Genomic DNA, 13,637 nt, shown 5'->3' with positions numbered 1-13,637 from the left:
TTTAGCGCAAAGCCGCGCCAAGGTCACGCGATCATGTCGAAAGATTCGCACGATATTGCTAACCCTGTTCTGGGCCTGTTTTCGGACGCGCTGCCGGGCTTCACGCCGCGCGTGGTTCCCGTGCTGGTGCCTATGCCAGCAGAACGGCCTTATTCTTATATGGTCCCGGAGGGCATGAACGTCCAGCCCGGGTCGATCGTGCGCGTCCCGCTCGGACCGCGTGAAGTCGCGGGCATCGTCTGTGAGGGCGAAACCGATGCGGTCGACGCCAAAAAGCTCAGAGCGATTTCCGAAGTGTTCGATTGTCCACCGGTGGATGGCGAGATGCTCCGCTTCATGCGCTGGGCTGCGGATTACACGCTTTCGCCGCCCGGCATGGTGGCGCGTATGGTTTTGCGCGTGCCTGCCGCCTTCGACCCCGAGCCGTCTGTGCCGGGCCTGCGTTATTCCGGCGGTGAACCGGAACGCATGACCGACGCGCGCTCCCGCGTGATGGAGCTTGCCCGCGACGGGCTTGCCTGGACCCGGTCGGGTCTCGCCCATGCGGCGGGCGTTTCGGCAACGGTCGTAGAGGGATTGAAGGCGCAGGGCGTCTTTGATGAAGTGATGCTGCCACCGCCCGCCGTAGTGGCGAAGCCCGACACGGATTATGCCCGCGCCACGCTCTCGGAAGACCAGCAGGCAGCTGCCGAAATGCTTTCTGATTCCGTCGCGGCGGATTGTTTTTCCGTTTCCCTCCTCGATGGCGTGACGGGATCAGGCAAGACCGAAGTTTATTTCGAAGCTGTCGCCAAGGCGCTCGATCAGGGCAAGCAGGTGCTGATTCTCCTGCCCGAAATCGCGCTGACACAGCAATTTCTCGACCGCTTTCATGATCGTTTCGGTGCCAAGCCCGCCGAATGGCATTCAGACCTCGCACCGCGCACGCGTGAGCGCGTCTGGCGACAGGTCACGGAAGGCACGGTGCGGGTGGTTGCGGGCGCCCGTTCTGCGCTGTTTCTGCCCTTCAAGGAACTGGGGCTGATCGTGGTCGATGAGGAACATGATCCGGCTTACAAACAGGAAGACCGGGTTTTCTACAATGCCCGCGATATGGCCGTCGTGCGCGGCCATATTGGCGGTTTCCCGGTGGTGCTGGCCTCGGCCACGCCGTCCATCGAAAGTCAGGTCAATGCGGATCAGGGCCGCTACAAGCGAATCAAGCTTTACGGGCGCTATGCGGAAGCCGCACTCCCCGATCTTAAAACCATCGACATGCGGCGGTCACCGCCGCCGCCGGGACGCTTTCTGTCGCCCGCACTCAACGAAGCGGTCGGCAAGACCGTCGCGCGCGGCGAACAGGCCCTGCTGTTCCTCAACCGTCGCGGCTATGCGCCGCTGACATTGTGCCGGGTGTGCGGTCACCGCTTTCAGTGCCCGCAATGTTCAAGCTGGCTGGTCGAGCATCGCTTTCGCGGCCAGCTGATGTGCCATCAGTGCGGTTATCATGAGCCGACGCCGGAAGCCTGTCCCGAATGCGGCACGCTCGATCATCTGGTCGCCTGTGGCCCCGGCGTGGAACGGATCGCGGAGGAAGTTGCCGCGACGTTCAACGAAGCGCGAATCATAGTGCTTTCGTCTGATATGGCGGGCGGCGTGAAGCGGCTGCGTCTGGAACTCGACGCCATTGCGAAGGGCGAGGCGGATATCGTCATCGGCACGCAGCTCGTCGCGAAGGGGCACAATTTTCCCAATATGACGCTGGTAGGTGTGGTGGATGGCGATCTGGGGCTGGCCAATGGCGACCCGCGCGCCGCCGAACGCACGTTCCAGCTTCTCAATCAGGTGACGGGCCGTGCGGGACGTACGGGGCGTAAGAGCCTCGGTCTGATCCAGACCTATCAGCCGGATCATCCGGTGATGCGCGCCATTGTCAGCGGCGACGCGGAAGCGTTCTACGCTCGCGAAATCGAGGAGCGGGAGCGCAGCGCTCTGCCGCCATTCGGACGGCTTGCTGCGTTGATCATCTCGGCCGATAACCGCCCGGATGCGGAAAACCATGCGCGTGCGCTTCGCCGCGCCGCACCGTCCTCTTCGGAGATTTCCGTGCTCGGTCCCGCCGAAGCGCCGCTGGCGCTGGTGCGCGGCAGGCATCGTTTCCGAATCTTGATCCACGGGACAAAACGCGCGGATATTCAATCCTTTATCCGTGCTTTGCTGGCTGCATCACCCAAGGAGCGAGGCTCCATCCGGGTGCAGGTTGACATCGATCCGCAAAGCTTTTTGTAAGGTTGGGCAACTATCGACGTGCATGCAAGAAATAGGGGCTTGCTTCTCTAGTCGCTAGAGGATGCAGACTGGTTTTCAAGGTTCCAATGAGGCTTGAGACCAATGAAATATACCCCTTCCCAACCCGCGCAATCATCAGCGAAGAATGGTCCCGGATTCTGGCTGGTCGCCCTTTTCGGGCTGGTGGTCTGGACATTGTTAATGTGGTTTGCCTATTCCATCTCGGATGCTGTGATCGTCTGGATCAGCGGCAACGGAGCGGTTCTGGCCGAGACCGGAAAAAGCCTGATCGGTTCGGAAGTAACAGCGCTGCTGGATACGACCAAACTGGACCAGATAGCCGGTTCAGGTATTGGATTGCTGCAGAGTTTGCTTGCGCCCGCCCTTGCGATCATCTGGGTGATCGGTGCCGTGGCCATCCTCTTCATCCGGTCGATTCTGGCGCGCATCATCGGGATGCGCGGTTCGCTATCGCGCTGAGGACTGGCTCCATTGATGTGCGTTCATGCCGTGCGATCGGTTTTCGTTTGGGCAAAACTGGTTTATAGCCGTGCTGTTCAAATTGAGGGGTGATCGCGATGGAATTCTATCTTCCCACCACGACCGGCGAATGGCTCGCCTGGAGCTCGGCAGCCGTGACGGCCTTTGCGGGCATCGTCATGCTGTTTGCGCCCGGCATCACCATGAAGCTGTTGCGGTTGCAGCCGGTCAATGCGCGACCGGAAGCGTTCAGTTCCATCCGCGCCGTGCTGGCCGGTCCCTATCTCGGTCTGGGTCTTGGCTGCCTCATTTTTGCACAACCCTTCTTGTGGGTTGTTCTGGGGGCTGCGTGGGGCTTTGCCCTGTTCGGGCGCTTCATCTCGATGATGTCCGATAATGTCGGACGCGGCGGCGGCACGATCTATAACTGGTTGGCAGGAATTGTAGAATTCCTTCTGGCCGCCGGGCCATTGCTCTACGCTTTTGGCTTCATCGGTTAACCCTGCGACTTTTTTGATCGGAAAACGCGACAAAACTTACACAAAAGTGCGGGATTCGCGTGTTGCGAGTCCGGTTCGTCTATGCTAGACGGCAATCACATTTCGGTGTTGACGTGCTCGCGCGTCAGTGGTTTTCCGGAAACATTCAATAAAATCATCAGCTTGGCGTCCTGAGCAACATTGGGCCCCAAAAGGATGGTTTCAACGTAGAGAGCAGGTTGTTCGTGGCTGAAACGTCTTCGCTCATTTCAGGTGTGGCACAGCGTTACGCCGGATCGCTTTTCGAGCTGGCGCTCGAAGCCAAGTCCGTTGCTGCTGTGGAGAAAGATCTTGTTCGTTTCGAGGCGCTTCTGAGCGGAAGCGAGGACCTCAAGCGTCTGATCTCCAGTCCGGTATTTTCTTCGGAAGACCAGCTCCATGCGATCGGCGCCATTGCCGACAAGGCGGGCATCAAGGGTCTGGTAGGAAATCTCCTGCGCGTCGTCGCAGCGAACCGCCGCCTTTTCGCCCTGCCGGGCATCATCGCCGCATTCCACAAGATTGCTGCTGAACATCGCGGAGAAGTTTCCGCCGATGTCACTTCCGCGCATGCGCTGACCGCTGCGCAGGAAAACGAATTGAAGGCAACGCTGAAGAGCGTGGCCGGCAAGGACGTGACGATCAACGTCACCGTCGATCCGTCGATCCTCGGCGGTCTTATCGTCAAGATGGGTTCGCGTCAGATCGACACGTCCCTTCGCACCAAACTATCTTCTCTCAAGCTTGCACTGAAAGAGGTCGGCTGATGGACATCCGCGCTGCGGAAATTTCCGCTATCCTGAAAGAGCAAATCAAGAACTTCGGCAAGGAGGCTGAGGTCTCCGAAGTCGGTCAGGTTCTGTCCGTCGGCGACGGTATTGCTCGCGTCTATGGTCTGGACAATGTTCAGGCTGGTGAAATGGTCGAATTCCCCGGCGGCATTCGCGGCATGGCGCTCAACCTTGAAAACGACAATGTTGGTGTCGTTATCTTCGGTGCCGACCGTGACATCAAGGAAGGCGACGTCGTCAAGCGTACCGGCGCCATCGTTGACGTGCCTGTTGGTCCGGGTCTGCTCGGCCGCGTTGTCGACGCTCTCGGCAATCCGATCGACGGCAAGGGCCCAATCGTTGCTACCGAGCGTCGCCGCGTCGACGTCAAGGCACCGGGCATTATCCCGCGCAAGTCGGTTCATGAGCCAATGTCGACCGGCCTCAAGGCTGTTGACGCTCTGATCCCGGTTGGTCGTGGTCAGCGCGAGCTGGTCATCGGTGACCGTCAGACCGGCAAGACCGCCATCATTCTCGACACCTTCCTGAACCAGAAGCCGATCCACGACAACGGCCCGGACAGCGAAAAGCTTTATTGCGTTTACGTTGCTATCGGCCAGAAGCGTTCGACTGTTGCTCAGTTCGTCAAGGTTCTCGAAGAGCGCGGCGCACTCGAATATTCGATCGTTATCGCTGCTACCGCTTCCGATCCGGCTCCGATGCAGTACCTCGCTCCGTTCGCAGGTTGCGCAATGGGCGAATACTTCCGTGACAACGGTAAGCACGCTCTCATCGGTTACGACGATCTGTCCAAGCAGGCCGTTGCTTACCGTCAGATGTCTCTTCTGCTTCGTCGTCCTCCGGGCCGTGAAGCTTATCCGGGCGACGTTTTCTATCTGCACTCCCGTCTTCTCGAACGCGCTGCAAAGCTCAACGACGAAAACGGCGCTGGCTCGCTGACGGCTCTGCCGGTCATCGAAACGCAGGGCAACGACGTTTCGGCCTTCATTCCGACCAACGTGATCTCGATCACCGACGGCCAGATCTTCCTCGAAACCAACCTGTTCTATCAGGGTATCCGTCCGGCTGTTAACGTCGGTCTGTCGGTTTCGCGCGTTGGTTCTTCGGCTCAGGTCAAGGCCATGAAGCAGGTCGCCGGTTCGATCAAGGGCGAGCTCGCCCAGTATCGTGAAATGGCCGCCTTCGCACAGTTCGGTTCGGATCTCGATGCCTCGACCCAGCGTTTGCTGAACCGTGGTGCACGTCTGACCGAGCTTCTCAAGCAGCCGCAGTTCTCGCCGCTCAAGACGGAAGAACAGGTTGCCGTGATTTATGCCGGTGTGAATGGCTATCTCGACAAGATCGCCGTCAACCAGGTTGGCAAGTTCGAAGCAGGTCTTCTTTCTTCGTTGCGCACCGAGCACAAGGATGTGCTGGATGCTATCCGCGATCAGAAGGCACTCACCGACGACATCAAAGCAAAGCTCAAGGCAGCGGTCGACGCGTTCGCCAAGTCTTTCGCTTGAATTTTGTGACGGGATGAACGGATGCCTTCACTAAAGGATCTGAGAAACCGTATCGCCTCGGTCAAGGCGACGCAGAAAATCACCAAGGCGATGCAGATGGTCGCCGCGGCGAAGCTGCGCCGTGCCCAGGAAGCTGCGGAGGCCGCGCGGCCTTACTCGCAGCGCATGGGCGCCGTTCTCGCTAATATCGCGCAGAATGTCAGCGGCGAAGATGCACCGGCATTGATGGCCGGTACAGGTAAGGACGACGTGCATCTGCTCGTCGTCTGCACTGCAGAACGTGGCCTTTGCGGCGGTTTCAACAGCCAAATCGCACGCCTGGCGCGCGATCATACCCGCAAGCTCCTCGCTGAAGGCAAGACGGTCAAGATCATCACGGTCGGCAAGAAGGGCGCAGATATTCTGCGTCGTGAATTTGCCTCTCTGATCATCGACCACGTCAATTTGCGCGAAGTCAAGCAGCTCGCTTTTGTGCATGCCGACCAGATCGGCCACAAGGTGATCGAGCTGTTTGAACAAGGCGCATTTGATGTCTGCACCCTGTTCTATTCCGAATTCAAGTCGGTGATTGCACAGATCCCGACCGCGCAGCAGATCATTCCGGCTTCGGCTGGCGATGTTGCGCAGGCGGACGCTGCAGGCGATGCGATTTATGAGTACGAACCTGATCCTGCGGCGATCCTGAGCACGCTGATCCCACGCAACATTTCGGTCCAGATTTTCCGCGCACTGTTGGAAAATGTGGCGGGCGAAATGGGCGCGAAGATGAGCGCCATGGACAATGCGACGCGTAATGCCGGTGACATGATCAACAAATTGTCGATCACGTATAACCGTCAGCGTCAGGCTCAGATCACCAAGGAACTGATCGAAATCATTTCGGGCGCGGAAGCGCTCTAGGGTTTACCGCATGGTCTATCCGGGAAGTCTGCAACTTTTCGGGACCATGCTAACGGAAGGTAAGGATCGATGGCAAAAGCAGCGACCCCGAAAACTACCGCCGCGGCCGAAGCAAAGCCGGCAGCGGCGAAGAAGGCTCCAGCCAAGGCTACACCAGCTAAGGCGGCTGCCGCCAAGACGCCAGCAGCTCCCAAGGCTGCAGCGACCGGTGCAGTTGGCAAGATCACTCAGGTCATCGGCGCTGTTGTCGACGTACAGTTCGAAGACGGTCAGCTGCCGCTGATCCTCAACGCTCTGGAAACCGACAATCTGGGCAACCGCCTGGTTCTCGAAGTTGCGCAGCATCTGGGCGAAAACACCGTTCGCACCATCGCCATGGACTCGACCGAAGGTCTGGTTCGCGGTCACGAAGTGCGCGACACCGGCAACCCGATCATGGTTCCGGTTGGTGAAGAAACGCTTGGCCGCATCATGAACGTCATCGGCGAGCCGGTTGACGAAGCTGGTCCGATCAAGACCACGGCGCGCCGCGCGATCCACCAGGAAGCGCCTGAATATATCGAACAGTCGACCGAAGCTGAAATCCTGGTAACGGGCATCAAGGTCGTCGACCTTCTCGCTCCTTACGCCAAGGGTGGTAAGATTGGTCTGTTCGGCGGCGCTGGCGTCGGCAAGACCGTTCTCATTATGGAATTGATCAACAACGTCGCCAAGGCGCACGGTGGTTACTCGGTATTCGCGGGCGTTGGTGAACGTACCCGTGAAGGTAACGATCTTTACCACGAAATGATCGAATCGGGCGTCAACAAGCTCGGTGGCGGTGAAGGCTCCAAGGCCGCACTCGTTTACGGTCAGATGAACGAGCCTCCGGGTGCGCGCGCTCGCGTTGCTCTGTCGGGTCTGACGGTTGCTGAAAACTTCCGTGACAAGGGCCAGGACGTTCTGTTCTTCGTGGACAACATCTTCCGCTTCACGCAGGCTGGTTCGGAACTTTCGGCTCTTCTCGGTCGTATTCCTTCCGCTGTGGGTTATCAGCCGACGCTGGCAACCGACATGGGCGCGATGCAGGAACGCATCACCACGACGACCAAGGGTTCGATTACCTCGGTTCAGGCAATTTACGTTCCTGCCGACGATTTGACCGATCCTGCACCGGCTACGTCGTTCGCTCACTTGGACGCGACCACCACGCTGAACCGTTCGATCGCTGAAAAGGGTATTTACCCGGCTGTGGATCCGCTGGAATCCACGTCGCGTATGCTCGATCCGATGATCGTTGGTGAAGAACACTACGCCGTTGCCCGTCAGGTGCAGGCGATCCTGCAGCGCTACAAGGCTCTTCAGGACATCATCGCCATCCTCGGCATGGACGAACTGTCGGAAGACGACAAGCTGACCGTTGCGCGCGCTCGTAAGATCGAACGCTTCCTGTCGCAGCCGTTCTTCGTTGCTGAAGTCTTCACCGGTTCGCCAGGCAAGCTTGTCGCGCTCGAAGACACCATCAAGGGCTTCAAGGGCCTTTGCGCAGGTGAATACGATCATCTTCCTGAACCGGCCTTCTACATGGTGGGCTCGATTGAAGAAGCGATCGAAAAGGCGAAGAAGCTGGCTGCTGAAGCCGCTTGATGAATTGAGTTTCCCGGTGGGCTGAAAGGCCCACCGAGACGACCTGTTCATTTGTTTGAGCACGATCTTTCCGCAAACCGGTTTCCAGTTTCGAGATCACGCTCAGGAAATTTAAGTGAGAACCATGGCTCAAGCTTTCCAATTCGAACTCGTGTCGCCTGAACGCCTCCTGCTTTCCGCGCAGGTGACGGAAGTCGTCATTCCGGGTAGCGAAGGCTATCTGACGGCTCTCGCCGGTCATTCGCCGCTGATGTCGACGATCATGCCGGGAGTCGTTTCGGTGAAGCTTGCCGACGGCAAGTCTGACTCTTATGTGGTTTTCGGCGGTTTTGCCGATATTACCCCGCAGAGCTGCACCGTACTGGCCGAATCCGCAACGCATGTCGACGCCATTGAGCCGTCGGACATTACGCGCCGCATCGATGAAGCCCGTAAGGCGCTCGATGATGCGACTTCGCCGGAGCATCGCACCAAGGCCGAAATCTTCCTGCACCAGCTGATGACGCTGCAGGGCGCGGTTATACCGGGCTGATACGGTAGAAAATTCACATATATTTGGGAAAGCGGACTCTGGTCCGCTTTTCTTTTTGTTTTTATTGTTCGTGTATATTTTTCTTATTTAAAATTTATTCATACTACCCGTTACTTCGGTTCTTTAATTCAGTCGTTCGCGAAGATCTTATTCTCGCACAACCTACCTTCAGAAGGTTTAAACTTCACGCTTGCGTGAGTTTTGCGTGCGGCCATTGAAAATGAACCGTGGGCCATTTATCCAGAAACACAATCGTTAGTTTACTAATATATAAGGCATCGGATATGAGCACCGCAGATCTCAGAGCAGAAATGATTGATGCCATGGCGAAGGTCAACCGCAGGCTTCGCACCGTTTTTGACGCCAGGGTAAAAGAGCGGGGCCTGACACTGGCGCGCGCGCGCACGCTACTGGCATTGATCGAGCAGGAAGGTCTTTATCAAAAGGAGCTGGCCGAAACGCTGGAGATCGAGAATGCGACCATGGTTCGTCTTCTCGATGGCCTGGAACGCCAGTCATTCATCGAGCGCCAGACGGTAGAGGGTGATCGCCGCGCCAAGCGGGTGGTGATGACCGAAGAGGGCAAGATTCTGGCCGAGCAGGTCGAAAAGCTTGCCGGTGATGTGCGTGAAGACCTGCTTGAAGGCGTGACCGACGAGGAATTGAGCGTGGCGCTGAATGTGTTGCGCAAAATGTCGGAATCAATGAACAAGACACATTGAGCGTCGCTCTCTTCGCACGACAACCAGCCGGGGCTAGCGTTCCGGCTTTTTCGTTTGCTCACGGTTTTGTGTAAATCTGCCCTTAAGCTGGTCTACTTGTGCCATTTTTCGGTCGCCAGTGCAGCGTTCACTGCACCCACAATTTTCAGGTTGGCTGCCGAGAGCGCCGGAAATGCGTTATTCGACTCAGACCCTTGTGGGCCTCATGGCTATTCTTTCCATCGTTTCGGTGCAGGCCAAAGATATGCGCCACGGCACCCGCCATTCCTATGCGCTGGCGCTCAACGATGTGAATACGGATGACGGCATGGTTTTCGACACCAATGCATCGACTTCGTTCGACGTGGCGACCGAGCGGACGCGAAGAAATGTTGTTTTGCGTTGAGCCGCCAGAGCATTTCCAGCAAAAGTGCGCAGCGCCTACGCGGGGAAATCAGTCCACTGGACTGATTTCTGATCCCGCTTCGATACGTAGGATAATGCTTAAAAACAAATAAATAGAGCGGTTCCACGATTCCTTCTTAACCGGAACCGCTCTAGTGGATTGAATTTGACGTTTGAATCCCGGCTGACATAGATGCTGTTTCAAACGTCAAATTCGAAAAATCCACTAGATACATATACTTGCTAGTGGTCTTTTTGATTCCAACATTTGCTCAGCGCGTGAACCGAGGGATGCAAATGTTGGAATCAGACCACTAGGTCAGGGGGCAAGCGTGCGCAGATATTCCATCAGTTCACTTGCCGTATTGCTGGCGCGTTCCGGTTCGCGTGACACGATGGCCTCAATGAGCGCCGCATGGGCATTCGCTGAACCGGTGATGCTGGCCGAGGGCCGCAAACGGAACCAGAACCGGCGACTATGCGTCTGAAGCGGGGCCGCGAGACGGGTCGCATAAGGATTATTGGCCGCCGAGCCAAGCACGATGTCGAAAGCCTTGTCGGCATCAAGAAATGATTGCACATCTTCATTGGGAATTGCCTGCCGCATGGCGGCCGCTGCCGCTTCCAGCCGCTGATAGTCACGCGGGCTGCCGAAACGGGCGGCATCGCGCGCCAGCACACGCTCGACGCCTTCGCGGGCATCGAGAACCTTGGCGAAATCCTTGGGGTCGATGGGCGTGATCGCAATGCCGGAACGGGGGCGAACCTCCATCAGCCCTTCCCAGGCAAGCCGCTGAATGGCTTCACGCAGCGGCGTGCGGCCCATGCCCGTCAGCTCAATGAGCGTGCGTTCATTGACCACAGCTCCCGGCTCCAGCTCAAGCGTGACGACCATGCGTTCCAGCGTCTGATAGGCTTGCTCGGCAAGGCTTTCGCCGCCCAGGCTATCAATGGCGGGGATCGATTTGCCGGTGGCGCTCTTGATCGACCGTTCGCGGAGGCTCGTCTGTGTCATGTGGTCCAGTGTCTTCTATGATGGCAATTGACAGGAAACGATCCTACAAATATATCTCTGATATATCAATATCGACCAAGGTAATAGCCTTGCTGCACCCGTCCTCGCACTACCGGGTTTGAGCATAGTGTTATTCCGAAAATTTGTTGGACGGGGGATTTCCCCAATTTCAAAGTTGGCCTGATTTCGAACCAGTGTCGTACCGGGCAGGGATCGATAGCGAATACGAAATCAGTTACCGGGAACCCGGTATTGACAAAGGCAGGGGCTCCATTCGTGATGACGCCTCGATCTGCATCGGTGGGGAGCCGCAAAAAGAATGAAATCTGATCCCAAAAATCAACAGAAAATGGGTCAGCAGGATATTGTTATCATCGGTGGCGGCATTGTCGGTTCTGCGACGGCAGCCTTGCTTGCCGAGGCCGGACGAAATGTCCTCGTCATTGATCGCACTGGAATCTGCGAGGAAACGAGTTCGGGCAACGCGGCGGCGCTTGCTTTTTCGGATATTCTGCCGATGGCGTCCAAGGGCGTCATGCGCAAGGTGCCAGGCTGGCTGATGGACCCGCTGGGGCCGTTTTCGATCCGCCCGTCCTATTTCCCGAAAATGGTGCCGTGGCTTTATCGTTTCTGGCGTGCCAGCAGCGCCGGGGCGCTGGAAAAGACCGCGGTGACGCAGGCGAATATCATGCGGCTTGCGGAAAGCGAGATGCTGGCCCTGATCGACCGGGCCGGTCTGCGCGACCGCTTGCGGGAAGACGGCAATCTGGAGCTTTATGAATCCGAAGCGGAACTGACTGCCGCGTTGCCAAGCTGGGAAATTCGCGAGAAGGCTGGCATTGCGCACGATCATGTCCATGGCGCGCGACTGGCCGAATTGCAGCCGGGCCTGAGCCCGCGCATTGTGGCGGGAACTTTCGTGCCCGGCTGGAAGAATGTCAGCGATCCGAAACTGTTCGGACAGGCCATCTGGGCCCATGCGGAGCGCCTCGGTGCGCGCTTCCTGAAAGCGAAGGTGACGAGCGCGCAACCGGCTGATGGCGGCGCGCGCGTGCATCTTGAAGACGGCACGGAAATCAGCGCGAAGAACCTCATCGTGATGACGGGTGCCTTTTCGCGGGAATTCGCCAAGGGCTTCGGCGATGTCGTGCCGCTTGATACCGAGCGCGGTTACAACACCACGCTGCCGGTCGGTGCTTTCGATGTGAAGCGGCAGCTCACCTTCCCAAGCCATGGTTTTGTCATCACGCCGATGGCGACAGGCTTGCGCGTCGGCGGCGCGGTTGAATTCGGCGGGCTTGATCTGCCGCCAAATTATGCGCGCTCCAAAGCCATGCTGACCAAGGCCTCCCGCTTCCTGCCGGGTCTCAAGACCGAAGGCGGACGCGAGTGGATGGGCTATCGTCCGTCCATTCCGGACTCTCTGCCAGTCATCGGACGGGCATCATCTGGCGGCAATGTTTTCTACGGCTTCGGCCACGGCCATCTGGGCCTCACGCAATCGGCAGCGACGGCACGTCTCATCCGCGATCTGATCACCGGCGCGAAGCCTGCAATCGATATCGAACCATTCAAGCCTCAACGTTTTCGGAACTGACCATCATGGCAAGACATTCTTTTTTCTGCGTCGACGGACATACCTGCGGCAACCCGGTGCGCCTGGTGGCTGGCGGCGGCCCGAACCTCGAAGGTTCGACCATGATGGAGAAACGCGCGCATTTTCTGCGCGAGTTTGACTGGATCCGTACCGGACTGATGTTCGAACCGCGCGGCCACGACATGATGTCTGGCTCCATCCTCTATCCGCCGACGCGTCCGGACTGCGATGTGGCGGTGCTGTTTATCGAGACCTCGGGTTGCCTGCCCATGTGCGGTCACGGCACCATCGGTACGGTGACCATGGCGATCGAGCAGGGCCTCGTGACACCGAAGACGCCGGGCAAGCTCAATCTCGACACGCCAGCGGGTCTCGTTGCCATCGAATATGAGCAGAACGGCCAATATGTGGAGCGCGTGCGCCTCACCAATGTTCCGGCTTTCCTTTATGCGGAAGGCTTGGAAGTGGAATGCCCCGATCTTGGCACGCTCAAGGTCGATGTGGCCTATGGCGGCAATTTCTACGCTATCGTTGAGCCGCAGGACAATTACACCGACATGGCCGATTACAGCGCCTTGCAGCTGATCGCGTGGAGCCCGGTTCTGCGTCAGCGCCTGAATGAGAAATACAAGTTCCAGCACCCGCTGCTCGCCGATATCAATCGCCTGACGCATATTCTGTGGACCGGCAAGCCGACCAAGCCGGAAGCCCATGCGCGCAATGCTGTCTTCTACGGCGACAAGGCCATCGACCGTTCGCCTTGCGGCACCGGCACATCGGCTCGCATGGCGCAGCTGGCCGCCAAGGGCAAGCTGAAGCCGGGCGATGAATTCGTGCATGAATCCATCATCGGTTCTCTGTTCCACGGACGTGTGGAGCGGGCGGTGGAAGTAACCGGACCAGCAACGGGCCAGGAAACCGTGGTGCCGGGCATTATTCCGTCAATTGCGGGCTGGGCACGCATGACCGGTTATAATACGATCTTCATCGATGACCGGGACCCTTTTGCTCACGGTTTCACAGTTGCATAAAAACGGGTACGGTTGGTCAAAAATGACCAGCCACCCTATTTCTTGCCTTTTGAGGCTTCGGGGAAAATATGGAATAACGCGCCCGTTTCGGTAGAAAAGGACGCATAAAGGGGCTTTTCATAGGGGACATAACCGGTTTGCGGAGGGATGAAGCAATTAGTCTTTTGTTTTAGACGAAAGGGCTTGCATTCCGTGATGCAGCCGTTAGGTGTAATCGACCGGGAAAAAAATGAGGGTGCACGAAATAATAATGCGCCAATAAGATTCC

General features: G+C 57.7%; 13 protein-coding genes. 12 read left to right on the top strand and 1 reads right to left on the bottom strand.

Annotation, left to right across the window (positions count from 1 at the left end):
• Window positions 1-33: 33 nt before the first annotated feature.
• From D8666_RS15410 to D8666_RS15365, 10 genes are all read left to right on the top strand, one after another.
• A complete protein-coding gene (locus D8666_RS15410; protein ID WP_121538633.1) occupies window positions 34-2,268 on the top strand; it encodes a primosomal protein N' in 2,235 nt (744 codons plus the stop codon).
• Between the two features lie 102 nt (window positions 2,269-2,370).
• Window positions 2,371-2,748: a hypothetical protein gene (locus D8666_RS15405; RefSeq protein WP_147438008.1), complete on the top strand. Its 378-nt coding sequence runs from the start codon at window positions 2,371-2,373 to the stop codon at window positions 2,746-2,748.
• Between the two features lie 98 nt (window positions 2,749-2,846).
• Complete coding sequence (locus tag D8666_RS15400) at window positions 2,847-3,248, top strand: AGROH133_08824 family phage infection protein (RefSeq protein WP_109369818.1); 402 nt, start codon at window positions 2,847-2,849, stop codon at window positions 3,246-3,248.
• A 224-nt stretch (window positions 3,249-3,472) separates the two neighbouring features.
• Entirely contained in the window at window positions 3,473-4,033 is a 561-nt protein-coding gene (locus tag D8666_RS15395) for a F0F1 ATP synthase subunit delta (protein WP_109370319.1), read from the top strand.
• A complete protein-coding gene (gene atpA, locus D8666_RS15390) occupies window positions 4,033-5,562 on the top strand; it encodes a F0F1 ATP synthase subunit alpha (RefSeq protein WP_121538629.1) in 1,530 nt (509 codons plus the stop codon). The genes D8666_RS15395 and atpA overlap by 1 nt, the downstream gene beginning before the upstream one ends.
• A 21-nt stretch (window positions 5,563-5,583) precedes the next feature.
• Complete coding sequence (locus D8666_RS15385) at window positions 5,584-6,462, top strand: F0F1 ATP synthase subunit gamma (RefSeq protein WP_109369817.1); 879 nt, start codon at window positions 5,584-5,586, stop codon at window positions 6,460-6,462.
• Window positions 6,463-6,531: 69 nt separating this feature from the next.
• Window positions 6,532-8,088, top strand: coding sequence for a F0F1 ATP synthase subunit beta (gene atpD / locus D8666_RS15380; protein WP_109369816.1), 1,557 nt, complete (start codon window positions 6,532-6,534; stop codon window positions 8,086-8,088).
• A gap of 124 nt (window positions 8,089-8,212) precedes the next feature.
• Window positions 8,213-8,620 carry a F0F1 ATP synthase subunit epsilon gene (locus D8666_RS15375; protein ID WP_078339547.1) on the top strand — a complete coding sequence of 136 codons (408 nt, stop codon included), beginning with the start codon at window positions 8,213-8,215 and terminating at the stop codon, window positions 8,618-8,620.
• Between the two features lie 284 nt (window positions 8,621-8,904).
• Window positions 8,905-9,342 (top strand): MarR family winged helix-turn-helix transcriptional regulator, encoded by a 438-nt coding sequence (locus tag D8666_RS15370; protein ID WP_109369815.1) that lies wholly within the window; start codon window positions 8,905-8,907, stop codon window positions 9,340-9,342.
• 172 nt (window positions 9,343-9,514) lie between these two features.
• Window positions 9,515-9,727 carry a hypothetical protein gene (locus D8666_RS15365; RefSeq protein WP_109369814.1) on the top strand — a complete coding sequence of 71 codons (213 nt, stop codon included), beginning with the start codon at window positions 9,515-9,517 and terminating at the stop codon, window positions 9,725-9,727.
• A 318-nt stretch (window positions 9,728-10,045) separates the two neighbouring features.
• On the opposite strand, the gene D8666_RS15355 is transcribed toward D8666_RS15365, so the two are convergent.
• A complete protein-coding gene (locus D8666_RS15355) occupies window positions 10,046-10,741 on the bottom strand; it encodes a GntR family transcriptional regulator (protein ID WP_109369812.1) in 696 nt (231 codons plus the stop codon).
• Between the two features lie 319 nt (window positions 10,742-11,060).
• Between D8666_RS15355 and D8666_RS15350 the strand changes: the two genes are divergently transcribed.
• Together D8666_RS15350 and D8666_RS15345 are read left to right on the top strand one after the other, a co-directional pair.
• Window positions 11,061-12,338: an NAD(P)/FAD-dependent oxidoreductase gene (locus tag D8666_RS15350; RefSeq protein ID WP_121538627.1), complete on the top strand. Its 1,278-nt coding sequence runs from the start codon at window positions 11,061-11,063 to the stop codon at window positions 12,336-12,338.
• 5 nt (window positions 12,339-12,343) lie between these two features.
• Complete coding sequence (locus D8666_RS15345) at window positions 12,344-13,369, top strand: 4-hydroxyproline epimerase (protein ID WP_121538625.1); 1,026 nt, start codon at window positions 12,344-12,346, stop codon at window positions 13,367-13,369.
• The last annotated feature ends 268 nt before the right edge of the window (window positions 13,370-13,637 follow it).

This window comes from Ochrobactrum soli, assembly GCF_003664555.1.
GTDB classification, from domain to species: Bacteria; Pseudomonadota; Alphaproteobacteria; order Rhizobiales; family Rhizobiaceae; genus Brucella; species Brucella teleogrylli.
This window is presented reverse-complemented; position numbering and strand designations above follow the sequence as displayed.